The sequence below is a fragment of the Spartinivicinus poritis genome (assembly GCF_028858535.1).
Taxonomy (GTDB): Bacteria; Pseudomonadota; Gammaproteobacteria; order Pseudomonadales; family Zooshikellaceae; genus Spartinivicinus; species Spartinivicinus poritis.
The window spans coordinates 1-23,929 of sequence record NZ_JAPMOU010000040.1 but is presented as its reverse complement, the minus strand read 5'-3'; the positions used below and the strand labels follow the sequence as shown (position 1 = coordinate 23,929).

The window sequence follows — 23,929 nt, the reverse complement described above, 5'->3', positions numbered from 1 at the left end:
ACATTACCAAGCAATGAGTAAATGAAAAGATTATGTGCTTAAAGAGTGTTTTGTTCATAAAGTTCATAGGGTTCATAAAAGCCATTTAGGTTAACTAGTGCGTTAATTTAAGATGGGTGGATACTATCAGAGGATGCATAACAATTTGAACGTTTATATTAAAATGTTCCTTTGAGCCGTATAATAATTCAAGGTACGCTGTTGTGTAAAATTTAGCCGATAACTTATACATCAGCTGTATTTGCACGTCAGGTGCTGAGTGTGAATTAAAGTGCTAGATTTTTGGCCTTATATGCCCAATGCGAAGGGTATAGCCAAAACAAAAGGTGTAGCCTTGTCGAGAAAGCGAGAGACTAATAATGAAGAAGATGCTTGTTGTACTGCTTCTGTTGTTTATTCAACCAACATTAAGTTTTGCGAATATTAAAGTGTTGCGGGCAGATTTCCGTGAACGGCCACCATTGATGTTTTTAGAAAATAAGCAAATGGCTGGTCCTATGGTGGATATACTTGAATTACTGGCTAAGCAGCTAAATTATCGATTAGTATGGCGAAAAGTACCCTTTCAAAAAAGTATGACTGATGCCCGTAGAGGCCTGATCGATATTATTCCTAGGGTATCGTATTCCAAAGAAAGAGAATCGATTGTTCACTTTTTAAAGCCGCTTGGATATCGACAAAAAGACACTCTTTTTATCGTTTTGCAAGGTAGCCCAATAATGGTGAGCCAGTTTGAAACCTTAAAACGGTTTAAACTGGGTGTTAAACTTGAAACATCCTATTTTGAAGCCTTAGATCAGTCTTCAGAGATCAGTAAAACAGCCTACCGTAGCTTTTCTGCTATGGTAGCGGGTTTGGCAAGCAAGGAAGTAAACATACTTGCTATTTTAGAGCAAGATAAACACCAAATTGAGCTGCCTATTAATGAGCAAAATTTACCTTATCGATATTTAGATTATAAGCATGAAAGCAAAATTCCAAATTATTTTGCTATTGCCAAACGCTCTCCACATTATGTTGATAGAGACAAGTTTGATGCAGCGTTAAAGTTACTGATTAAGTCAGGAGAAGTTAAGCGGATATTTGATAAGTACAAAGCACCCATCGTATTTTAGGTATCAGTTTGGTCTGAGCGAGTTGAAGGAGCTTTAGCCAGCTCTCCTGCGATAAGCCAGAGTAATTTGGCCAGCTTAGCGGTGTTTAACTCATTAGGTTTAGTGTGAGCAGGGGAGTCTAAATTCTGATTAGAGGTGTGTGAGTGGCTACTTGTGATGTCGGCATGTAGAGGTGGCTGGGTAGGGCGTATGTTCATTGCTTTGCCTTTTAGCTGCTGGTTTTTTAGTATCGTGATTGATCGTTCAAAGTAGTATAACCCTAATGTGTAATAATCAATTATTAACTCATTTAATAGTGTGGCTTATTTACAATCATAACGGTATTACAAAAACTAAAAATGATGGGTTGTTTGATTAGTCTCACACTTTATTAATGTGGATCACTAAAAGGGGTGGGTAAGTGAGACGCTTGTCACGAGAGTAATCTGGAAGGGAAAGGCCACAAGGTGAGTGAAGAATGCCACTCACCTTGTGGTTAAACACTTATCGAAAGACTAAAATTAACGTGCAGAATCTACGCAATGCCCTAGTACTTCGTTATATTCAGTGCTGCCTGGGCAGTTACAAACGCTTGGATTACCGAAACGGTTGATGTCTCTGGTACAAGCTGCTCCAACAGATGATGTCATAATCGAACACGCGCTTCTGACTGCTCTTTTATCTATTCCAGCTACTGTAGCATTATTTGTATCTGAAATAATGCAGTAGCCAATTGCTGCTTCATAGTTGTAACCATCAGGGCAAGTACAGATACTTGAATTACCACACTGGTTGTAATCGAGTGTACAAATACCTTTGGGTTTAACAACAGCGGCTATATTTTCTTGTGCAGTGGCAGGTGTCATTTGCAGCAGCAGTTGTAATGCAATAAAGCAAGTGCCAATCGTTTTAATAATCGTTGATATTTTAGCCATACGTTTCTCCTTGAATAAATGTTGGCTTAGGAACGCACTGATTTTCTTGAGAAGAAAATGCCTAAAACTTAGCTGGCATGGTTACATCTTTCACTAAAGATAAACAATAATTAGAGGTGCCCTTTAGTGAAAAAATTATATTTGTTTGGGAATTAACCCTTCATTTTGAGTATATTTCGCTTAATTTATATACCTATAAATGATTTATGATAGGTATATAAATGAGCTGTTTACGGTAGTATTGGAAATATTCGATCGATCACATAAGCTGTCTCTTCATCAGCAATGCGAGGGTCTTGGTCAATATAAACATTGGTTGGGTTGCCGTGACGTTTATTAAACTGAACATTAATTTTATGAGCATTTTTATTGGCTTTGACTAAGTCAACAAAAAGTCCATCAATGGTACTAAACATACTCATAAAGGATTCAGGAACTTCTTGGTTAGTATCTGTATAGGTGACTTTTTTAACTTTATTATCTCTTACATCAACCGTAAATGACTTACCTGCTTCTGCACAGAAGCAAAAATAGCGGTAAATATAAGTATAATCGTTATAGTTATTCTTATACCATCTAGCTAAGTAAGTGGCGACTTCTGGCTTAAAGTCTTTAGTGAAGTCTTCACTCCAGGGATCAGTGGAGTTAGCTGAGACGGAAGCAGATAACGCGGTTGTCAATGCAAGGGCCAGCATTTTTTTAAGTGCCATAAATGAACCTCCTATGTTCAACTCACTTATTGAGTCTCACAATACGGTTAAAAATATACTCAATACATCCGGTATATTCATTTGAGTATTTATCGCGGCACTTTATAAAGTATCTTGACAAAATTTACAATATTAATTTTTATATTGTACGTGTATTTAGAAGCAAATGTCGTATGTTTGATATAAAGCAATAAATGCTAAAGTTGAATATAAATTTTTACTTAAAAAGTAAGTAATAACTTAAATGTGTTTTAAGTCATGATCATGCGCTGTAGCATTATTAAAGAAATTTATAGATAGATATAAGTGCTTACTTTTTTGATAGCGTGCTGTTTTGTCGTGATCACTGCTTGTAACTATCCATTATTTTAAAAGTTAGTCATTCGGTATTACACTCAGTAGCATTTGCTACACAGAGTTTTGGGGTTCTGCTATGGATGATTTTTGGTTACGGGTAGATGAGTGCAAAAAGCTCAAAGCTCAAGGATTGACACAAAAGCAAATTGCCAACCAGCTAGGGGTGTCCAGGTCGGAAATATCTCACTGGTCAAGATTTGCTACATTAAATCCGATGGTAAAAGCATTGCTTAAAGTTCATCGATTTAAATCTTCTTATATCAGGCATATCGTGACTTTAAAGGAGCCACAAATACAGATGCAACTGATTCGCCTTGCGGCTCAAAATCACTGGTCAGTGAGAAAACTGGAAATGGAAGTTAAGCACTTAAAAGAAAAAAAGGATGGCTTATTCAGTGTTATTGATAAATCGTATCAAGATATTGGTAAAGCGGTTAATCAAAAGACTGGACTGATGGTAGTAGTAAAAGAACGTCCTGGCCACAAGGAGGAAGGGCTAGTTGCAATAGTCTTCAAAAGCAAGATTGAATTAGCAAGTATTTTAGAAAAATTAGCATACCAGTAAAAGAGCAATATTAAAGGGGTAAGCTTTAAGAACAAATTTAGCTTAGTTAGTTAACGCCTGAGAGACTTTAAATACTTATCAAATATTTTTTTGGATACCCCTTGATGTTGTAAAATTAAAATGGCTTGGTTAAGCTCAGTGAGTATTTTATAAGCACGTGGAGACGTTTTAGCAATATGGATATGATAGTAAATCTTATCAACATTGGCTAATGGGGCACTGGCAATATTACTGGGTAAAGTGTATTTACCTACCAGTACAGCGCCATATATTGGTTCAAGGCTATTTTCAAAAATATCACAGCGATTATTAGCAATCATTGTAAGTACAGAAAAAATATTATTAGCGCCTGTATCAATGGTTTTGTTCTTATTAAGCCCATATTTTGTGTATAGGTATTCGTAATTGTAACCTAACACTCCGCAGAGTTTAAAGTTATTAAGATCAGATGGCTTATTAATGACAGGGCCATCAGGGAATTTTTCTTTTGAGTAGAATACACCGCTGTGTAATTCATAGATTGAAGTGGTTGCATAGTACTTTTTCGCACGCTCCATGCTAAAGCTCGCATTAGTGAGTGCTTCAAAGTTGCCTCGTTTTCCAAAGTGATTCACTTCATCAAGGCAGCGTTGCCAAGGGAGTAGCTGCAAACTATAAGTAAAACTGGTTAGTTTAAAAGCAGCATCAATTAGTTCAACAGAGGCGCCAGTGAGTTTGCTTTTGTCTGGCTTACCATTCACTCTTTGGTAGTAAATAAAAGGAGGCCATTCACCATCATCATCACAGATTTTGACTGTTTCATTTGCATAAAGGTTGTGGCAAAAGATAATCGGCAATATATGACAAATGGTAAATAACTTGGTTGCTTGGTAGAACAGCTGGGGAGTCGTGGAGGACAATGGTAAGCATTTCCTTCAGGTGCTGGGCATTTATAAAATTATAGGCCAAGATTATTCTGGTGAAATAAGGAGCAGGTAACGATATGAAACAAAGTGAGCTAACCCAGTTACGTAATATAGGAAAAACAGTTGCTGAACGGCTAACCAGCATCAATATTAAGACCCCAGACGATTTGGCAAAAATAGGCTCTGCCACGGCTTACCAAATGTTATCTTCGGATGCCGGACAACGTTTGCCGGTTTGCTATTACTTGTACTCACTAGAAGGTGCTTTGCAAGACCGGCATTGGGATGATTTTTCAGAAGAAGAAAAATATCAGTTACGAGTTGCTGCTGGGCTAGCGAGTTAGCCTTATTTTTATGATGATTTTGTTACTAACTGATAATGGGATTGTGAACTGGGGCTAACCAGGTAATATATTAGCCCACCGGTTAGCGACCCAGTAAACCAGCCATAGTCATAAAACCAGGGTATGACATTGTAAACGATGGCAGCTAACGTGATGAGCGTGGGTATTATCAAGGCTATAAAGCCTGCTTTGTTAAATCGAGGGTAATGGCCGTCTACTGTATACAGTGAGTGAATATCAAGCCGTTGTTGTTTAATAATAAAATAGTCAACGATCATGATGCCGGCGATTGGGCCTAATAAACAGGAGTAACCAATCAGCCAGTTGGAATACAGGCTTTCTAAACTTACTGTTGAAGAAGTCAAGCCTAGCTTTTTTAATAACTCCCAACCCATTAGTAACACTCCAATCAAACCTGTTAGTAGTACGCCTGTGGTTTGGTTGATATATTTTGGCGCTATATTTTGAATATCATTGGTGGGAGAAACCACATTAGCGGCTGTATTAGTAGAAAGTGTGGCGATAATTAAAATACCCATAGAAATCGCAACAATGACAGGGTTTTCTATTTTGCCAATTAAATGGATTGGATCGGCAATGCTTTCCCCGACCAATGTGGGAGATGCGGCTGTCATGACAACACCCAGTGCAGCAAAGAAAAACATTGTAAGTGGCAGGCCTATAATTTGGCCAGTAATTTGTGCTTTTTGGCTTTGGGCATAACGGCTGAAATCAGGGATATTTAACGATAGGGTTGCCCAAAAGCCAACCATCGCAGTTAATCCTGCAAAAAAATAGTGCCAAACACTGTCTGTTGCTGGACGCTTAGCGGGCTCTTCGAGCAATTGTGCCATTGAGATGTGGGGCATTGCCCAGACCATTAGTCCGATACCTACCAGTAATAGCAGTGGTGCAGAAAGGGTTTCTAACCATTTAATGGAATTGGCACCTTTAATCACGACAATCAGGTTTAATAGTAAGAAAATAAAGAAGCCGATAACTTCCCCTACTGATGCTAAATTTGCCCAACCATCAAAAAGCGTAGATAACAGGATATGGATAGCAAGTCCCCCAAATAAAGTTTGAATGCCAAACCAGCCACAGGCAACTAAAGCGCGAATTAAGCAGGGTATATTAGAACCCACTATGCCAAATGAAGAGCGTAATACGACAGGAAATGGAATGCCATACTGAGTGCCTGGGCAAGCATTTAGTGTTAAAGGAATAAGAATGACAATATTGGCAAGCAATATTGTCAGTAATGCTTCGCTTATGCTTAGGCCAAAATAACTTGTAAGAACGCCTCCTAGCATATAGGTGGGTACACAAATGGCCATACCTACCCAAAGTGCAGCGATATGCCATTTTGTCCAGGTGCGCTGATAAGGTAAGGTAGGAGCAATGTCAGGATTGTAGTAAGCGCTGTCAAGTAAAGCCAAATGTTCTATGGTTGACGTTGATTGGGAGTGGCTCGGTGACAAGTGAGAAGTGGCTGTCATGTCCATTTGTTATTTTCCATTGCATGAAGCCGTTAAGCTTACCTGGCTTTATACTTAGATATCAACAAGGATGCGTGGGATAGGAAATAATGAAAAAACGACTTAAATACCTGACATCCGTTGTACTCATTTTGTCAGGAGTAATGATGACGGTCATTTCAGCAGTAATGAACAATTATTTAGTAACAGAGAATAATGACAACATTAAATCGCTTCACGATCAAGCTGAGGCGATAGAACAAACCATTATGCAACTTTGGCAGGACTATCAGTTGTTTGAGTTGAAAAAAGATACAGCAACTTTATTGGTTGCTCAGGAAACCTCACAGAAGTATCTTATTAACTTTATTTCAGATGTGTTAAACACCATTAATGTAGCAATCCCCTCAAACATGCAGAATAATAGTGAGCAACTATACACTTTGTTTTTAAATAGTATTGCCCAGTATAAACAACATACTACTGATCAAATTAATACGATTTATGGTGAAAAACTAGATTTGTTAGCTCAGGCTAGGGGGCTAGAGCAGAAAAATAATGACTTAAGTAATATTGCGTTGTTTTTTCAAATAATGGGGTTGATTCTTGTGTTGTCAAAGCATTTTTTTGATTAGTTTTACTTTGAATCCTGATATAAAAGACGGATGATAAACTCGGTCATTTCAGATAATTTGACGACAGCGCTTACAGCCTTTCTTGATAAGGCTGCCTCAGGCATACCATATACTATAGCGCTGGGTCGATCCTGAATTATCGTATAACCATTTGCTTGATGAATAGCCTCCATCCCAATAGCGCCATCATCTCCCATACCTGTTAATAAGATGGCAATAGCATGTTGACCACAGCAAGCGGCAATAGAATTGAATAGGTAGTTCACAGAAGGCCTGATCCCCTTAACTGGTGGAGCATCAATAAGCTGACAGTATAAATGTTTATTTTTTTTAATGACTGTTAGATGGTAATGGTCAGGTGCAAAGTAAATATAACCTGGTTCTATTTTTTCATCATCTACAGCCTTTAATACAGATAGTGCTGTATAACTATTTAACCATTCAATCAAACCATCTAGAAACCCTGGGGAGATGTGTTGCGTAATGAGGATAGGTAACTGAAAGTTCACAGGCAGTTTTTTTAATAGCTGAATTAGTGCAATAGGCCCGCCTGTTGAGCAACCAATGGCAATGAGTTCATAATGTTCAACTTGTAAAGTGCCTAGTTCTGCTGGCCCATAATGTGGACTGTTTATGAGTGACTTTAAATGCAAATGGTGATGAATGACTTTTATTTCTGCCATTGCATGCAAAGTGTCTAGTAACTCCCGGTTGATGGACTGATAGGCATTATTGGATGATAGTTGAGGCTTTTCGATAACGGATAAAGCACCTGCTTCTAAAGCTTTAAAGGTTATTTGTAAATCTGAAGTGTTTACACTCGCACTAACAACCACTATTGGCGTAGGCTGTTCAGCCATGATGAGGCGAGTCGCTTCAAACCCATTCATCACTGGCATACGAATATCCATAGTAATAATATCGGGTTTTAGTTGCTTCGCCATAGCAACTGCTTCTTTGCCATTAAAAGCTTTTCCGACTACTTGGAAGTCATTTGTGCTTTCTAAAATAGCTGTCAGTAGCTCGACAATTACCTGAGAATCATCACAAATCAGTACCTTGATCATTGGTAAAAACTCTATTTATGGTGCTACTTAAAGAGATGCTGAGTAAGCAATTATTATACGAAAAATGACTAGGCTGCTTGATATCCATAAGTTGTTAAGACCCTGGATACAGTTTCTAATAATATTTTAGTTTCAAACTGACCTTTAACGATATAAGCATCTGCACCAACGGCTAAGCCACGGCGTTGATCTTCCTCATTGGCTAACGAGCTAACAATAATAACAGGTATTGAGGCATACTTTTCATTAGATTTAATTTTTTCAGTCAGTTGAAACCCATCCATTTCTGGCATTTGAATGTCTGCAACAATTAGGTCAAATGACTCCTGCTGTAGTAGTTTCCAGGCTTGTAAACCATCTACAGTCACACTGACTTTATAGCCCACGCTTTCCAAGATATTTTGTTCCAGGGTCCGAGTGGTAATGGAATCATCGACAACTAAAATACGTGCTTGCTTTTTTTTCTCTTGAATATTGGGTTTTGTAATATGGGAAATGTGTATGATTGAGCTTAAGGCAGAATCAACCAAGTCTGCAGGATTTAACACCATAACAATGTTGCCACTGCCCATAAAGGCTCCTCCAATGATATTTTTGACAGAAATTAAAGGAGGTTGTAAGGGTTTAATAATAATTTCTCGCTCACCAATGACTTCATCTACCATGAGTGCGACCATACTCCAGCCTTTGGCAATAATCACGACTGAATAGTGATTGTCATCTTGGGCTGAATTTTTTTCTGGCAAGTTTAAAATCGTTGTGAGTTTGCGCAAGGGTACAGCTTTATTTTCATATAAAATTGCAAGACAGGCTTCTACTTGTATGATTTGGTGTTGATCAATTTCTCTCACTCGCTCGACTGCGGTAGTGGGAATGGCAAAGATGGTTTCACTGGTTCGAATTAATAATCCATGTTCTGTGGCAAGTGTTACGGGTAAGTGTAGTGTGAAGCTAGTACCTTTAGCTTCCTCTGTTGAAACTAAAATGTTGCCTTTTAAATTTTTTATATTTTCTCGAACGATATCAAGTCCAACACCACGACCAGAAATTTTTGTAACGGTCTCCTTAGTGGAAAAACCTGGGCAAAAAATTAAGTCTATAATTTCATCGTCGTTTAGCTTTTCTAATGCTTTTTCAGAAATGATTTTATTTTTTAAAGCTACGCTAGCAATTTTTGTTACATTTAATCCAGTACCATCATCTTTAATAACAATAATAATTTCACTTCCATGACTTTGGATGGTTACCGTTAATTGACCTGCTTTGGGCTTACCATTATTTACTCGATTAGCGGGTAGTTCTATACCATGGTCAATAGCATTTCGCAGTAAGTGTACCACTGGGTCGTGAATACCTTCCAATACACTTCGGTCTATTTCAATATCATCTCCTGTTACAGATAAATTCACTTCTTTGCCAAGCTCTTTGGCAATATCTCGAACTGTTCTTGTTAAAGGTGTGAAGAGGGTAGCAGCAGGAACTAACCGCATAATCCGTACATTACTTTGCAGTGCTGTTGAAAGGACTCCTAATTGATTACTGGTAGAACGAAAATTTTTATATAGGGCTGATGTGATATTATTAATCAGTGAAATAGTTTTATTACCATCGCAAAGTAATTGAGATATCTCGACGGGTAGCTTTTCAGTGGCCATTCTACACCAAGCAGGCTGAGCTTTTTTCCAAACAGATAAAAAATCCCTTACTATTACTTGAAAATTGTTCAGTAATACAAGATTATTCTCCATCTCAATTTTAGTAACTTGTAACTCTTCGGATAATGCATCTATTTTTGTTAGTTTGTCTAAGTTTATTTTTACAATTTCATTTTTTTTAAAAATTGAAGATGTTGCGCTGTTTTTAGTGATGCTATTGGTTAGCTTTTCAATAAGCGCCGGTTCTGGTTGGAGAGTAGCTGGTAGCTCCTCCGGCAATGGACGATCAGTCTCTTCAGTTGGTTGACTTGCTTCTGGGTTGGTTAATAAAGCATCTGCTGATACGTTATGTTGAGTTAATTGTTCAATAAGTGGTGTAATATTATCAGCTATATCAGTATTCTGTTGCTTTGCAGATAAAATATTTTTCATTCCATCCAGCGATTTAAGAAATAAGTCAATTGTGTCAGACTGAGGTGGTTGTTTATTTTCTTTAAGTTGACTAATGATTGATTCGATATGGTGGGCAATATCTGCTAATTCTTGTAGCTCAATACCGGTTGCAGCCCCTTTTATGTTGTGAGCAGCGCGAAAAATAATATTGTAATTGTTATTCAGTTCTTCTTCATTACATGGATTTTGCTCGGTAAACAGCAGTTTATCTGTAATTATTTGACATTGCTCTTCAAGTTCAATGGCAAATGTAACAAGTAAACGTTGGATAAGGTCTTTATCTAGTGGCATAAAGCTACCTAGAGTTTAAAAGCGCTTACATTTTGCCCGAGTTGTTCAGCCAGTTCCATTAATTTACTGGTAGCCTGCTTGGTTTGTTCAGTGTCGCTGACAAACTGGCTAGTGACTTCCTTTATTTCCCTCATTGCAATGGTGACTTGATCAATTCCTGCTACCTCTTGGCCGACAGCTGCCACTATTTGTTGGCTTGCCATTGTGGTTTCACGAATCACCTCACCTAGCTTTTGCATCGTTTCTCCCGATTGAGCAACCAGCTCAACCCCTTGGTCTACTCCTTTGCTTCCTTCTTCTGTGGCCATTACGGCTCGGTCTGTGGCATGGCGAATATCCTGAAGGATTTTTTGTACTTGGGCCGTTGACTGTTGTGATTGCTCGGCAAGTTCTTTCACTTCAGAAGCAACTACACCAAAACCTTTGCCTGACTCACCTGCTTTAGCTGCTTCAATTGAAGCATTGAGTGCTAGCATTTTGAGTTGCTGTGCTAATCCAGTAACCGCTGCTGTAATATCACCAATTTGTTGGGTTTGCTCGCTAAGCGCTAAAATCGTATGGGCGATTCCTTCTACTCGCTCACGAATAGCATTCATGCCTTCAACACAGCGTTTTACTGCCTCCAGACCTTGCTCGCTTTCCTCATGAGTACGCTCTGCCATTTTTCCAAGCAGTTTTGCTTTTTCTAGCGTTTGACTAGAAGTCGCTTTTATTTCTTGCAGTGTTGCGGTGGTTTGAATAACGGCAGCGGCTTGTTCAGATGCACCTGAAGACTGGGAAGTAATGGCACCTTTGACTTGATTAAGGGTTGTAATAATTGCTTGGCTAGCTTCTTTGGTTTGACCTGCCATGGTTGCAAGTTTAGCGGTCATATTATTAAGGTTTTGTCCTAAAATAGCTACTTCATCATCACCTCTGATTTCAATGCGATCTTTTAAATTTCCGGCAGCAACTTTTCCTATAAAAGAACCATATTTTTTTACATGAGTTTCTATATGTATTTTGGACTTGCTAAGATCGGCTATTAAATTATAGGTATAGGCATCCATCGCGAGCTGCAAGTCAAGGCAGAATATTTTTCCCACTGCAGCCATTGCCTGTTGGCGTAATTTAGATCGGAAGTGATACTTTTCCTCAATGATATGATGAAAATGATGAAGGTAAATTGGCATACTGCCGATGAACCAGCGAGGGGTAACACCAATTTGGCTATGTATAGAGCCAATACGACAACGGCTTTCAAAATAGCTAGCAGTATAATTGCCTTGAAACATTTCAAGCAAATATTTACGCATGGACTGCCTTAGTCGATCAATACTAGAGTCGGCGTTAGTGATTATATTGTTTAGTTCAGGATAGCGTTGAAAGTTTTGATAAAAGTCATCAACAATTATATCAAGCCGGCTTTTTACCTCTGGTAACATATCTAATAGTATATTTTCGTCTGTGTCTGAAAAGCCCATAAACTGCTTTCGAGCAAGCTGTTGCCTTGTATCTATTCCCATTTGCTCGTTGAGAGACTGCACCCTCGTATCCATTACAACTACCTCAAAATAGTGATGAAAATCTTTATTGATTGACCTCTAAAGCTTTATCACTAAAGATAGCAGTAAGATCAATAATGGTGATAGTTCCTTTATAGATACCTTTAACATAGTCAATGTTGGTTACCCGTTCAGATGAAATAGGAGGGGCGAGCATATTGGGAGAATACGTATTATTTTCTTCTATTTCGCTGACCAAAATACCAGCAGTCATGTTACTTGCTGTAACAATGATTACCCGACTTTCATCATTCACCTCATTTGCTTCTATATTGAAAAAAAACGCTAGATTCAACACTGCTAGTAAATTGCCTCGCCAATTAATAACACCCGCGATGTGAGAGGGCACGCAAGGCACTTTTGATATGTTATTGGCATAAGTAATTTCTTCTAAATAATGGTATGGAATTCCATACTGCTCGCTTTTACCCAGTTTAAACCGGATATACTCTTCTTGATCGGTGCTTTTAAATGCGATTTCAGTTTTTGTTTCAGCGAGTTCAGCTGCTCTTTTGTTAAGAATCTTCTTTTGCTTATCATCAGCAGGTAATAATGCATTGGCACTTGTATAAGTCAGTTGTGGGGACGAAGAGGGAAGAGGGTTGTCACTATTATTATTGTTTTTAGGCATAACTGCTTTCATGCTAGTTTTGATTCAAATGGATAACACTTCTACTGCTTCTGGAAGTAATCATAGCAGTATAGAGGCATGTTATATTGAGAAAGTGAAGGCTATCTTATAAAACTAGGCAATAGTAGCAGGATATTCAACAAGGTTATTGAGTTCTTCTATATTGATTGAAAGAGTCAATGCCTGCCAACCAATTAGCTCTTAGCTACTTTATGAAGTGATTGGTACATACTAATTTCTTCTTTGATAGTATGAGCAAGGTGTTCATAGGTTTCATCTACAGTATTATGGACGATATAATGAGCATTTTGTTGGTTTACTAGATTAGCTGCACACTCTAAAATTTCAATGCCTTGTTTTATCTTCCCTAACCGGATTTGTAGCAGGCCGTAGTGATAATAAGCTTCCAAAAATTTACTATCGATATAAATTGCTTTTTTAAGTTGATCAACGGCCTGTTGATACTTACTTTGCTCAATTAATATCAAGCTATAAATTAAATAACCATGTTTATCAAGAGGTTTAGTTTTGATATAGGTTAAACATAAGTGACTAGCTTCATCTAGCTTACCGATATTTGCCAATGCCTTTGCTTTATACTGTATAGCAACTGGGTATAGTGACGTGTTATTAAGTAACTGATCACATAGGTTTGAAGCTTCAACCCAATGTCCAGATTTCATCATGGTTTGAACTGTTGTCAGCAGTGTTTGGTTATTATTTTCTTTTTGAACCGAAGGTGGCTCTTCAATGGTGGGTTCTGGGGAATAGTAACTAGCTGAGCTGGTAAGGGAGTCTTTGATAAATTCATTTGTTAAGTCAGGTTGTTTTACTTTAACAAAAAACTCTCTATTTAAAAATTGGTATTTATTTAACCAGGGAGAGTGGTAATTAATGAGGTCTGACGCGCTAAATATTAGGATGCCGTTAAGCCTGAGACAGCTTATAAACTTTTCAATAATTCTTGGTTTAGCTAGTTTACTCAGGTAGATAAAAACATTTCGGCAAATAATTAAATCTAAATTATTGGTCTCGTTCCAAATATTTGGAAAATGGTCTTCAGATAAGTTTATAAAGCTAAACTTGACTAATTCTCTTAGTTGGTCATTAATTTGATAAACTTTTTCGGTTGGTGATGCATTTACATGAAAGAATTGATTAATGATTGATTCTGGTGTAGAACGCATTGACCAAGCATTGTACTGTCCTTTAATCGCATCACTTAAATTAGTTTGATTGATATCTGTCGCTAATAAATGAATATTCCAACTCTCTATATCGGGTAATAGTTTATGTAAAATAATCGCGATACTGTATATTTCTTGCCCTTTGGCGCATCCAGCACTCCAGATACGTAAACTTAGCTGTTGGTTTTCTCGATGTTGACGAATGAGTCGAGGTAATAACTCTTCTTCTAGTAATTGGTTTTGTTCTGTGTCTCTAAAAAAGTAGCTCTCGCTGATGGTAATAGCATTAATCAAATGAGAAAGCTCGGGTGCATCATAATTTGCACTGGTCAAGTTCATTAGGTATTCACTGGGAGATTGATAATTAAATTTTTCGCAAGCACTGCTTATAGCATCATGTAAATAAGGAATTTGATATGACTGCAAGTGAATACCGAACTTGTTAGCAATAAACTCAGTAACCGCTTGTTCAGTTTGATTTGTAATTTTCATAGTGATATGAAGTTATTAGAAAATAATGGCATTACCTGCTAAAACAGCGCTACTCAAAATTCAGTAATATCCTTCTTGGTGAGTATACCTATTTATACTTAAACTGTTTCACAACTTTGTGCTAAGTATTTGACATCGAGTATAAATGATATTGTTTTATTAAAATTTACGGTACCAATAAAGGGAGATTGATTGCTTTCAACATATTGTAAGTTTTCTGAGCGGATACTATCAATATCCATTACTTGGCCAACAGTTATACCAAATAAATGTTTATTATAACGGCAAATAATAATAGTCGTTTCAATGCTATAGGGTGTGGGCGTTCCAAGCTGTAAATACATGCAAGGGTCAATGATTGGAATCGCTTGCCCATGTAGATTCAACATGCCCACCATGTAAGAAGGAGCTTTTGGGGTTTTAAATAAGTCGGCTAATGTAATAATACGTTTAATGTGATCAACAGGTAAACAGCACTGTACATCTGCAACCATAAAATGAAGAACATAGCCACCTTCAGTTAGGGTTACTAAGGTTGTGTGTGCTGGTACAGCGGGTTGGTGAGTAGCAATCATAATAATCAGCTTATGAGGAGTTGATGATCTTTTGATACCAACTAGAAATACCAAGTTTCATTACCTTTTCTGTTAACTCACAACTTTTTGATAAAGTGACTGGCTCTTTGTGCGTTTGAAATAATTTTGGCTCTGCTTTTAATAGTGCAATAAATTCTTTTACTAGCTTGGCATCTCTTAAACCTTTCTTGGACTCTTCTTTTAAAATATTAATGGTGGTTTCTTCTGAATATGCTTCTTTATATGGGCGTTTGGAACTAAGTGCATCATAAATATCGACTATTTGAAATATACGTGCTAATAGGGGGATGTTTTTACCTGATAAACCTTCTGGATAACCTGATCCATCCCAGGCTTCATGGTGATATTTAATAATTTCGACGGTATCTTGAAGGGCTTTAAAAGGTTTACAAAGTTGTTCGCCAATGATGACATGTTGTTTCATGATTTCCCATTCACTATCGTTGAGTTGGGAAGACTTTAATAAAATATGGTCAGGCACTCCCAGTTTTCCAATATCATGCAGAATGCTGCCTCGACATAATGCATCGATTTGTTGATAGGTAAGCTTTAAATTTTGGGCAAAGACTAATGATAAGTGGGCTAAGCGATCATAAGGGCCATTTTGATGGGCATCTTTTGCTTCTATAATACGGGCTAAGGTAAAAAAAGCTGTTTCAATATCGTCTAGACGATCAATAATACGTTTATGTCTGACTGCTGCATTAACCCGAGAGACTAATTCGGCTGGAAAATATGGCTTTTGTACATAGTCGGTAGCGCCTGCAGACATGCCGCGAATAACATCGTCAGGGCTTTCAAGGCTGGTTACCATAATAACGGGTAATAGTGCAAAGTCTGCTTCTTGGCGTAATTTTTTGCAAACATCCAAGCCATCAATATCTGGCATTAGAACGTCTAGTAGTACCACATCATAATGATTATTTTTAATTTTTTCTAACGCTTCTTGGCCATTTTCTGCTTCGTCAATTTGATAAGCTGCACTACATAACGCAGTTTTAGCAAGCTCCCGATTGGTTGCCATATCATCAACGATTAATACCTTGGCAGAGGTGATGAATTCTCCGTGCATAGAATATAACAGCTTTCGTTTGGAGGGTTTATAGATAAATAGTTACCTATAATTATGTATGAAAACTAGGTAACGGCCTGATGTTTGTCAATAGTAAAAATCGTGAAGAGTGTGTTTGGAGGTAGGCATTAGGAGCAGAGGGCTTTATAAATGCCCAAAGAGGCATTTATAAAAAATACTCAAAAAAAGAGTATTAGAGGTGTCCGTTATATCGCATTAATGACTAAATTGCTATTTGCTAAACAACTACAAGCAAGCACTATATTATCTGTTTTTTCTGTCTCTGATAAAGGCGTGTCAGCTAGGCGTTGATAATCGCCAGATACGATTTTTACTTTACATTGTCCACAAATACCGGCTCGGCACATATAAGGAATGGCAATACCGGCCTGTTCAGCTTGTTCTAGGAGAGACGTTTGGTTATCGCCTTCAACCATTATATCCCAGGAGTCAAAGAGTATTGATACGGGCTTTTTGGGAGTAGTCGCTGCTGGGACTTGTTGTGGAGTAAAAAAGTGTTCTTCATAATAATCAGTTACATCATGACCTAATTGTTGGCTTAGAGTTTTACAGTGCTCCATAAAACTGGCAGAGCCACAAACAAAAATAGCGCGCTCGGCTAAATCAGGTACACATTGTTGTAGCATAGCCTGGTTGAGCCGACCTTGATAACCTGGCCATGCTGGTTTTTGGGTAGGTTGAGTTAATGTTATATGAAGAGTAAAGCAGGGGTTTTGTTGGGCAAGTAACAGCAGCTCATGATAAGCAATGATGTCAGCTTGACTGCGTACTGAGTAAATTAACACTACATCAACTTTTTCCAAACGATCGGCTAGCCAGCGGAGAATCGACAGCATGGGGGTAATGCCACTGCCGGCTGCTAATAATAGTAGTTTATTGTTAGTGGTGCGGTGGAGATGAAAATCACCATTGGGTAGTTGAGCTGTGATCTGATCTCCTTCTGCGAACTGGTTATGAAGCCAATTAGATACTACGCCGCTTTCCTCGCGTTTTACTGTAATAGCGAAGTGCTCTGGTCTACTAGGTGAAGAGGACAAGGTATATGTGCGGGTAATCGTTTGACCATTAATAACCGGTTTTATGGCCAAATACTGGCCAGGCAAATAGTTTGGTAAGCTATTTGCGCTCGTAAATAAAAATGTTTTAGTCGTAGGCGTTTCTTCAATAACCTGCTGACAGGTGAGCTGTATGTCAGTTGTAGGGTTACTTTGCCGGGTGGATTGGGTTGGCTTTCGTTTGATTGGTGCGTTATCAATATAAACTGCAGGTGTTTTGGTTTTGATCACCTCAACAGAGTCACCTATGGTAATTAGGCCTTCATTTAATGCAATTAGGTTTTGTCCAAAGAAAATATTATAATTTTCATCGCTGCGATAATTAGATAACGTAGTGACGGGTTCTTTCAATGGGCTTTTAGTGGCGCTATTTGGATTAACAGTTGTAAAAATACAGCGGGCACAAGGGGAAACAACCTCAAAATGTACTCCACCAATTTTGATCTGTTGCCAGCTATCTTCAGTAAATGCCCCAGTACCATTGACTACGATATTCGGTCGAAATTGAGCCATCTCAATAGGTTCTGCGGTTCGGCAATTTAAGTCAATTAATGACGCTTCTGAAATGAGTAGTAAAGGATAACCATCCGCAAAGCTAACCTGATCATTAGGACGTGTTCTGACGGGGCGTTGTGAATTTTCACCATAAAAATATAAATGGCAAGCCTTACCTAAAAATTTACTAAACCATTGGTCATACTCTGGATAACAATATTGAGCCTGAATGGTGTCTTTCCAGATAGTAATCGGCTGGTATTGGCTGGTAAATTGAGAATATTTAATGGTTAAGGTTGGCATGCCAGGGGCTGAAATTTGCAAACCTGTAGGAACAATGGCCGATTTAACCAAGGTCAGTTGAGGGTATTGGCGTCCAGTTATAAACAGCCCGTTGTCATCTACTAAGACGAACCGGCGATCAAATGCTAGTCCTTCACGATTAGCCATTGCTTGGCTGATAGAGAGTCCCGCGGTTGATTTGATTGGGTAAACGGTGATTGCAGATAAACGGGCAGTTTGAGACATGGAATATCACTCTAGACTAATCAAGAAGTTTACCTTAATCGATTCATCCAGGTTAGGCAAACACCTCAAATAGTAAGCTAATAATCGCAATACAGCATAAGCAGAGAGTGAATTGGCGAATTTGCGCCTTACTAATAAAGTGAAGTAATCGATAGGCAAGCCAGTTACCTAATAAAGTTGCAGGAACCAGTGGTAGACCCAGTTGCAAGTGTTGCCAATTAAATTTGCCCATTATTACTAGAATAATTAATGAGGTGATGCAACTGTAAAGGAAAAACCCTGCAAGGTTGGCTCGGATAAAGTCAGTGCTTTCATTTTGTACAATCAGTGCCATTGGAGGGCCACCAATAGAAGTACTGGTACCGGTTAAACCTGAGGCAAACCCAGCGATAAACAGCGCTTTAGGGGTAGCCTGGAAAGACCAATTGGCAAGACTTGTTAGCAAGGCAAAGGCGATCAGGATGGCGAGTGAAGCTGCAATTAAGGATGGGGATAGTATGAGTAATATACCACCACCTACGATACAACCGGGAATACGTCCTAACATTGCAGCTGTTAATCCTCTCATTGAAATTGAATGTCGGAAGTAATAAGTATTTGCTAAACAATTAAATAGTGCTGCCAGGATAATGGGGCCAGGCACATAGTCGGGGTTTATCAGAAATAATAATGGTGCAGCAATGATAGCCATCCCAAAGCCTATAGCCGTTTGCACTGCTGAGCCGATCAAAATAATCACAAAGGCGAAAGTTGTCGTAAGCCAATAGTCCATTGATTTGGTGACCTGTTACGGTATGAAAAGGCATGTGATAAATAGTGTAAGCTGAATAGCCTATGGTTGGGTAGTCAATGTTTGTCTGAGTTGACGTTTGCTTAAGCTGTAACCGCAAGCTTTGCTTAAAAAAAACCGCTGTTGATGATAAGTAAAAAGTTTTGAATATGTTAAAGTTTTAGCAACAAGTGAAAAATTCAAGGCCAAGTGCTGAGGAAATTATATGAATGCTGAAGTAAGGCTACGTATAAAAGCCCTGCTCAATATGTTAGGTATGGGTGATGTTGAGCTGCCAAATGAACCTGTAGTGAGCTTAAGTATTGATGATAAACTCACCATTAACATTGGTATGACGGATAATAGCCAAATTATTACCTTTTTTAGTAGTGTCGGAAAATTAGTGGAAGGTGATTTTCTGCAAGCAAAACAGTTGCTGAGCAACAATTTATTCAATGCGCAGTTTCCTCCCATGCTAACGGCCATTGATGATATGAGCAATGATATTATTTTATGGACTCAGCTTAACCTAGGGAATACGGATGACGCTGAGCTCTTCCAACTGTTAGAAGCTTATATTAACAAAGTGGAAGAACAGGTACAGACAGTAGAAACGGGTAATGAACCATCATTAGAGCAAAGCCAAGCTCCCACAATGAATACTACATTTGGTGTTAAAGTATAAGGCTATTTATTCGCTTGAATGTAAAAGTGCTCCGTTATGAAGTGCTTTTACACTGCTTAATAGTTACCTGCCATATTCCAATCCCTTGTTTGAGAGTGTAAAATTACTTACTGTAAAGCGCTTTGGTTTCAATACTTCTATTTACCGTCATTGCATGGCTACCGATCGGTTAGAATGGTATTAACCTAATTAACACGGTATATATTAGTTAAAGCCTTTAAAAAAATGGACGTTAGGATTAAAATCTAGCCGCGCAAACTAGTCGTAAGCATGTTGATTTTTCCCGTGAGATGGGTTTTAGCTAGCCGAAAGTAAGCTAGGTTGGCAATTATAGAAATGATTCGCGAAGAATATAGTATGCTTTCATATTCGGTTGTAATGAATAAGTTGGATTTATATTTGTCTGAGAGTAAACGTTTACAGGTATGGGTGGCTTTGGCACAGCTTTTTGCAGAGGTGATGCCATCGGAACACGTGCTGGAAAGTATCGCTAATGAGCTACAAGCCGCTCAAGTCGAACGGCAAACACTATATACCATTTATCGCTATGAAGTAGCTCCTTGCTTTTGGCGAGAGCGTTGGATGACTATGAATCAGCCACCCATTGGTTGGTATAGCCCGAGACAAATTACCTATAAAGTGGGCTTACATGTGAAAAACCTTTCTCCACGAAAAAAAAGGTGGATTGATGTAAAGTGGAAATTATTTAGTAAATGGGTTCCAAATCATTGGCAACAGCTAGAAAAATATTTAGCCTGAAACTATACGATTTGTGAATGATTTTTAGTCTTTTTCTATTTTTAGCCAGTTTATAGCATCGCTTGAAAGATATTTCAGAGAGCTATTTCTGGGTTATGATTAAACTTTAAAAAAAGCCATTAATACATTTAACTCTTTAGCGGCATCAAACATGACTTGAGCACTTTGTTGGCTTTCTACAACATTGCTATCAATCTCAACAATTTCTTTATTAATACTTTTTAGGTTTTTGCTGACACAAGTTGCTTCTTCAGACGCTTGTTTTATAAGCTCAACTATTGCCATCACATGGCTCTCACATTCTCTGGCATTTTTACTCATAGTTTTCGTGGCTAAAAAGTTATTCTCGACTGACTGAGATATTTCTTTAAAATTATTAATTACTCTATTGGTAATTGTGTCTGCATTAGTGCATGACGTTGAGATAGATTCTATATTTCTAGAAACAACGGTTATGGTTTCAGCTTGTTGTGCCATCATCTCAGCTATTTTTTGGTTATTTTCATTGACTTCTGTGGAGCGGTCAAAGGCATTATCACAGTTTTTCATGACAACAGTTAACCTGGTTTGGGCTGTTTTTACCAGGGTAGCCAGTTTTACATTGGCCTGCTGAGTTTGGGTTGCCAGCTTTTTTACTTCGCCCGCAACCACTCTAAACCCGCCCATATCATCAGCTGTTTGACAAGCTTCTATTGCTGCATTCAAGCTAAGTACATTGGTTTGTGTGGAAATTTCAGCAATTTGGTCAATGAAGCCAAAAATTTCATCTGTTACATTTTCGAGTTCGCCGAGTACCTTAAGTGTTGACTGGACGCTTGCTTGTGAACGGGTAGCTGCTTGACTGGAGTGCTCTGACAAGGCATTAATCGTACTTATATCATTTGAAAACTGGTTCATTTGTCTTGTCACTTGGTGAATACTATCGTAAATACTTTTTGATATTTCACTTAGTTCATCAATATCTTTTACACTGTTTTTTGTTAATTTATCTAGATTATTAAGTAATGACACAGACTTTTCTATTGAAAGATTGACTTCACTAATATTTTTAGAAGTGCTGACTGTTGCATCGGCAACTGACATGACATTGGTTGCCATGACATTAGAACTATCTGATATTTTGCCTGATTGCATTTTAAGGGATTCTGAGCTTGTAGCAATGTCTGTAAAGGTTTGAGCAAACTCACTCGCTTGTTGGGCTTGGCTGTTTGTTAGTGATTGGGTATTCCGTATGACAGGAGATATTCGATCATGAAACAGTTCTTGAAGTGATTGAGTCATCATGCCAACTTCGTCTTTTGTTGATACAGAAACGACTGAAGTCAAGTCGCCTTGTTTGGCAATTTTTACCATGTTTGACAGCTGTTTTATTGGCTTTATAAAAACTATTTTTATATAAATGAAAAGAGAAATATAAATAATTAACGTTATACAGCCAATTAACGCTAATGATTTGGCCAGAACCTTATTATTGTTTAACACCGTTTGTTTGTTTTCATCAATTTTCAGGCGATGGATATTCTTCATTTGTAACACTAAATCGCCAGCACTTTCCAGTTGTAGCTTTCCTTTTCCAAGTAATAAATTCAGTCCTGCTTCTTGATCGAAATTTTTATTGTAATGAATCGCTTGATCTATGGTTGTATCCATCTCATGAATTATTTCAACGTAATGATCTATCTTTTTTTGCAAGAGACTACTTTTTATATTACTTCTGTAGTCATCTACATAATTTTCAAAAAGACGACGTTCCTCTTCAATAATTTGTTCTACCTCTAACATGCTTTGCTCTTCAGTTAATGTCATATGAGTAATGGCATAGAGCATGATTTGAGTAAAGTGAGTATCAAGGTTTTGCGCAGAAAGAATAGGATCAACTTCTTCTTCAATAATTGCAACAGTCTTCTCAGTTGATCTAGATGAGAGGGTATAACTAATAACAGCCACACTAAGAATAATGAGTATATTTAAAATACTATAGAGAGTGACCTTGGTTAATATATTCATATTATATACAGCAAGAGTCCTATCTATTTCATCATTGCTTGCCAAGTAGCAGGTGTGGCAGGTATATAATGTTCATCCTTAAGCTGACTAACAATAACCAGGTTGGAACCTTGATAAGGGTTGCTGGTAAAATCGATAGTTAGTCCCCCGAGGCTTAATTTGGTGGTTTGCACTTGCTTCATAAAGTTTTCACGAGTTAGTTCTCCATTAATATTACTAAGAATAGCCAGTGTCATTTTTCCGACAATATAACCCTCTAGTGATACAAAGCCAAAGTCATTTTTTAAGGCTTTTTTAGCCTCGGCAACAATTGGTAGTTTGGAATTGAGTAAAGGAACTATTTGGGTCATCAATACTCATTCTGTTGCTTTGTACTTTGTTAAGTCTGCTTTATAATTATCAGCACCAGTAAATGAGACAGCCGAAATAATCCATTTTTCTTTATTGACAACATTTGCCACCCGAACGAAATGAGCAATATTTCCGTAGGCGCCAACAGTAACGACAAGCTTACAATTTTTTCCGGTTTTTTGTTCCCAATCAACGAGTGACTGATAACCTGGACGAACTTTATTAGTGTTCCTTTGGTAAACGCCAATAGGCCCAATACCATTTCTGGCTGGAATTACTCCTTCCATTTTGATTATTTTATCGTATAAGGTTAACACATCAGTATCTGCATTATGTTCAGCAAGTGCTTGACGAATACCAACTAAACCTGCCATCCCATAGGCATCATTTTGTACATAGGCACACACTTCATTGGGTTTTAGTCCATTAGCAATTCCCTGGTTTATTACAGCGGCTGTTTCTTGAATATAACTTGCTCGAAAATTAACGACAGGTCCGGGTGCTGGCCGCAAAATACCGGCACCAGTAAAAAAACCAACAGCAGGAATATTAGCTTTTGCAAGTAAAGGTAATGTGACTTTGGCTGTTGGTGTACCAACATTGCCAATCATTAAAAATATTCCCTGGTCAATTAAGGTAATTGTGGCGTTTCTTGATTTTCTAGGTTCATAAAAGTCATTGAGGTATTTTATTATGATATTTTTGCCTTTAACTGTTTGTTCTTCCAATGCTGCATTGAGCCCTTTTTGCATGCCTAGGCCCAGTCCTTTTGCCTTGCCTTTTAAAGCAAGTACAGAGCCAAAAATAAGCTGTGAATCTGTAACGCCTGGATCTGTTGCCCAAGTAGAATTAGCAATAGTGATGCTTAGTACTAGTGTGCAATGAATAAGCCTCATTTTCCTAGGTACTCAATAGGAGTGATTAACCGACAAGTATAGACAACAACTTTCTTTATATAGGTATTAGGATGCTTCATTTTCAGTGATTTTTATCAGTAAATCAGTGATGAATACTCTTCGCCTTGGTTATACATGATGATGTGATATAGTGCATATTATTATGTGATCTACTTCAAATAGTTATTGTGGTGGTCTAAGAGTGACAAAATTGGTCACTTTTAAAAAACTACATAGTTAGGTTTTTAATCTTTAGGCACCATTATTTTTATATGTATACCCATAACGAATCATTTTTAGGTGTAACTGAGTACCTAATCTGCAAACTCAGCTAATCCATTACCCATGATTG

The 23,929-nt window shown here is 37.9% G+C and carries 23 protein-coding genes; 6 read left to right on the top strand and 17 right to left on the bottom strand.

Annotation, left to right across the window (positions count from 1 at the left end):
* Window positions 1-359: 359 nt before the first annotated feature.
* A complete protein-coding gene (locus ORQ98_RS22115; protein WP_274691007.1) occupies window positions 360-1,115 on the top strand; it encodes a substrate-binding periplasmic protein in 756 nt (251 codons plus the stop codon).
* Here the strand turns inward: ORQ98_RS22115 and ORQ98_RS22110 are convergent.
* From ORQ98_RS22110 to ORQ98_RS22100, 3 genes are all read right to left on the bottom strand, one after another.
* Window positions 1,112-1,312, bottom strand: coding sequence for a hypothetical protein (locus tag ORQ98_RS22110; protein ID WP_274691006.1), 201 nt, complete (start codon window positions 1,310-1,312; stop codon window positions 1,112-1,114). The genes ORQ98_RS22115 and ORQ98_RS22110 overlap by 4 nt on opposite strands.
* 303 nt (window positions 1,313-1,615) lie before the next feature.
* A complete protein-coding gene (locus tag ORQ98_RS22105; RefSeq protein ID WP_274691005.1) occupies window positions 1,616-2,029 on the bottom strand; it encodes a hypothetical protein in 414 nt (137 codons plus the stop codon).
* 230 nt (window positions 2,030-2,259) lie between these two features.
* Window positions 2,260-2,739 carry a DUF6174 domain-containing protein gene (locus tag ORQ98_RS22100; protein WP_274691004.1) on the bottom strand — a complete coding sequence of 160 codons (480 nt, stop codon included), beginning with the start codon at window positions 2,737-2,739 and terminating at the stop codon, window positions 2,260-2,262.
* Between the two features lie 433 nt (window positions 2,740-3,172).
* Here ORQ98_RS22100 and ORQ98_RS22095 point away from each other — a divergent pair, with 433 nt between their 5' ends.
* Complete coding sequence (locus ORQ98_RS22095) at window positions 3,173-3,661, top strand: ParB/RepB/Spo0J family partition protein (RefSeq protein ID WP_274691003.1); 489 nt, start codon at window positions 3,173-3,175, stop codon at window positions 3,659-3,661.
* A 50-nt stretch (window positions 3,662-3,711) separates the two neighbouring features.
* Here ORQ98_RS22095 and ORQ98_RS22090 read toward each other — a convergent pair whose 3' ends face one another.
* Window positions 3,712-4,560: a substrate-binding periplasmic protein gene (locus ORQ98_RS22090; RefSeq protein WP_274691002.1), complete on the bottom strand. Its 849-nt coding sequence runs from the start codon at window positions 4,558-4,560 to the stop codon at window positions 3,712-3,714.
* Between the two features lie 83 nt (window positions 4,561-4,643).
* On the opposite strand from ORQ98_RS22090, the gene ORQ98_RS22085 reads away from it, so the two are divergent.
* The gene (locus tag ORQ98_RS22085) at window positions 4,644-4,910 is read left to right on the top strand and encodes a TfoX/Sxy family DNA transformation protein (RefSeq protein ID WP_274691001.1); all 267 of its coding nucleotides are present in this window, start codon (window positions 4,644-4,646) and stop codon (window positions 4,908-4,910) included.
* Between the two features lie 8 nt (window positions 4,911-4,918).
* Here the strand turns inward: ORQ98_RS22085 and ORQ98_RS22080 are convergent, their stop codons facing one another.
* The gene (locus tag ORQ98_RS22080; RefSeq protein ID WP_274691000.1) at window positions 4,919-6,415 is read right to left on the bottom strand and encodes an NCS1 family nucleobase:cation symporter-1; all 1,497 of its coding nucleotides are present in this window, start codon (window positions 6,413-6,415) and stop codon (window positions 4,919-4,921) included.
* Window positions 6,416-6,498: 83 nt separating this feature from the next.
* On the opposite strand from ORQ98_RS22080, the gene ORQ98_RS22075 reads away from it, so the two are divergent.
* The gene (locus tag ORQ98_RS22075) at window positions 6,499-7,023 is read left to right on the top strand and encodes a hypothetical protein (protein ID WP_274690999.1); all 525 of its coding nucleotides are present in this window, start codon (window positions 6,499-6,501) and stop codon (window positions 7,021-7,023) included.
* A 2-nt stretch (window positions 7,024-7,025) separates the two neighbouring features.
* On the opposite strand, the gene cheB is transcribed toward ORQ98_RS22075, so the two are convergent.
* The 9 genes from cheB to ORQ98_RS22030 all read right to left on the bottom strand — a co-directional run bounded on the left by cheB (window position 7,026) and on the right by ORQ98_RS22030 (window position 18,882).
* Window positions 7,026-8,090 carry a chemotaxis-specific protein-glutamate methyltransferase CheB gene (gene cheB / locus ORQ98_RS22070; RefSeq protein ID WP_274690998.1) on the bottom strand — a complete coding sequence of 355 codons (1,065 nt, stop codon included), beginning with the start codon at window positions 8,088-8,090 and terminating at the stop codon, window positions 7,026-7,028.
* Window positions 8,091-8,158: 68 nt separating this feature from the next.
* Window positions 8,159-10,489, bottom strand: a complete 2,331-nt coding sequence (locus ORQ98_RS22065; protein ID WP_274690997.1) for a hybrid sensor histidine kinase/response regulator — start codon at window positions 10,487-10,489, stop codon at window positions 8,159-8,161.
* An 8-nt stretch (window positions 10,490-10,497) separates the two neighbouring features.
* Window positions 10,498-12,027, bottom strand: a complete 1,530-nt coding sequence (locus ORQ98_RS22060; protein WP_274690996.1) for a protoglobin domain-containing protein — start codon at window positions 12,025-12,027, stop codon at window positions 10,498-10,500.
* Between the two features lie 31 nt (window positions 12,028-12,058).
* Window positions 12,059-12,664, bottom strand: a complete 606-nt coding sequence (locus tag ORQ98_RS22055; RefSeq protein ID WP_274690995.1) for a chemotaxis protein CheW — start codon at window positions 12,662-12,664, stop codon at window positions 12,059-12,061.
* A 194-nt stretch (window positions 12,665-12,858) separates the two neighbouring features.
* Window positions 12,859-14,343, bottom strand: coding sequence for a CheR family methyltransferase (locus ORQ98_RS22050; RefSeq protein ID WP_274690994.1), 1,485 nt, complete (start codon window positions 14,341-14,343; stop codon window positions 12,859-12,861).
* 98 nt (window positions 14,344-14,441) lie between these two features.
* Window positions 14,442-14,918: a chemotaxis protein CheW gene (locus tag ORQ98_RS22045; RefSeq protein WP_274690993.1), complete on the bottom strand. Its 477-nt coding sequence runs from the start codon at window positions 14,916-14,918 to the stop codon at window positions 14,442-14,444.
* A gap of 10 nt (window positions 14,919-14,928) precedes the next feature.
* Complete coding sequence (locus tag ORQ98_RS22040; protein WP_274690992.1) at window positions 14,929-16,011, bottom strand: HD domain-containing phosphohydrolase; 1,083 nt, start codon at window positions 16,009-16,011, stop codon at window positions 14,929-14,931.
* A 206-nt stretch (window positions 16,012-16,217) separates the two neighbouring features.
* Window positions 16,218-18,110: a hybrid-cluster NAD(P)-dependent oxidoreductase gene (locus ORQ98_RS22035; protein ID WP_274690991.1), complete on the bottom strand. Its 1,893-nt coding sequence runs from the start codon at window positions 18,108-18,110 to the stop codon at window positions 16,218-16,220.
* Window positions 18,111-18,162: 52 nt separating this feature from the next.
* A complete protein-coding gene (locus tag ORQ98_RS22030; RefSeq protein ID WP_274690990.1) occupies window positions 18,163-18,882 on the bottom strand; it encodes a sulfite exporter TauE/SafE family protein in 720 nt (239 codons plus the stop codon).
* A gap of 223 nt (window positions 18,883-19,105) precedes the next feature.
* On the opposite strand from ORQ98_RS22030, the gene ORQ98_RS22025 reads away from it, so the two are divergent.
* Window positions 19,106-19,564: a type III secretion system chaperone gene (locus tag ORQ98_RS22025; RefSeq protein WP_274690989.1), complete on the top strand. Its 459-nt coding sequence runs from the start codon at window positions 19,106-19,108 to the stop codon at window positions 19,562-19,564.
* Between the two features lie 357 nt (window positions 19,565-19,921).
* Entirely contained in the window at window positions 19,922-20,323 is a 402-nt protein-coding gene (locus ORQ98_RS22020; RefSeq protein WP_274690988.1) for a DUF7079 family protein, read from the top strand.
* A 99-nt stretch (window positions 20,324-20,422) separates the two neighbouring features.
* On the opposite strand, the gene ORQ98_RS22015 is transcribed toward ORQ98_RS22020, so the two are convergent.
* Genes ORQ98_RS22015 through ORQ98_RS22005 form a run of 3 tightly spaced genes read right to left on the bottom strand, consistent with a single transcriptional unit; the run spans window position 20,423 to window position 23,577 of the window.
* Window positions 20,423-22,330, bottom strand: coding sequence for a methyl-accepting chemotaxis protein (locus ORQ98_RS22015; protein ID WP_274690987.1), 1,908 nt, complete (start codon window positions 22,328-22,330; stop codon window positions 20,423-20,425).
* A gap of 23 nt (window positions 22,331-22,353) precedes the next feature.
* Window positions 22,354-22,680 carry a type 1 periplasmic-binding domain-containing protein gene (locus tag ORQ98_RS22010; protein WP_274690986.1) on the bottom strand — a complete coding sequence of 109 codons (327 nt, stop codon included), beginning with the start codon at window positions 22,678-22,680 and terminating at the stop codon, window positions 22,354-22,356.
* Between the two features lie 6 nt (window positions 22,681-22,686).
* Complete coding sequence (locus tag ORQ98_RS22005) at window positions 22,687-23,577, bottom strand: ABC transporter substrate-binding protein (RefSeq protein ID WP_274690985.1); 891 nt, start codon at window positions 23,575-23,577, stop codon at window positions 22,687-22,689.
* Window positions 23,578-23,929: the final 352 nt, after the last annotated feature.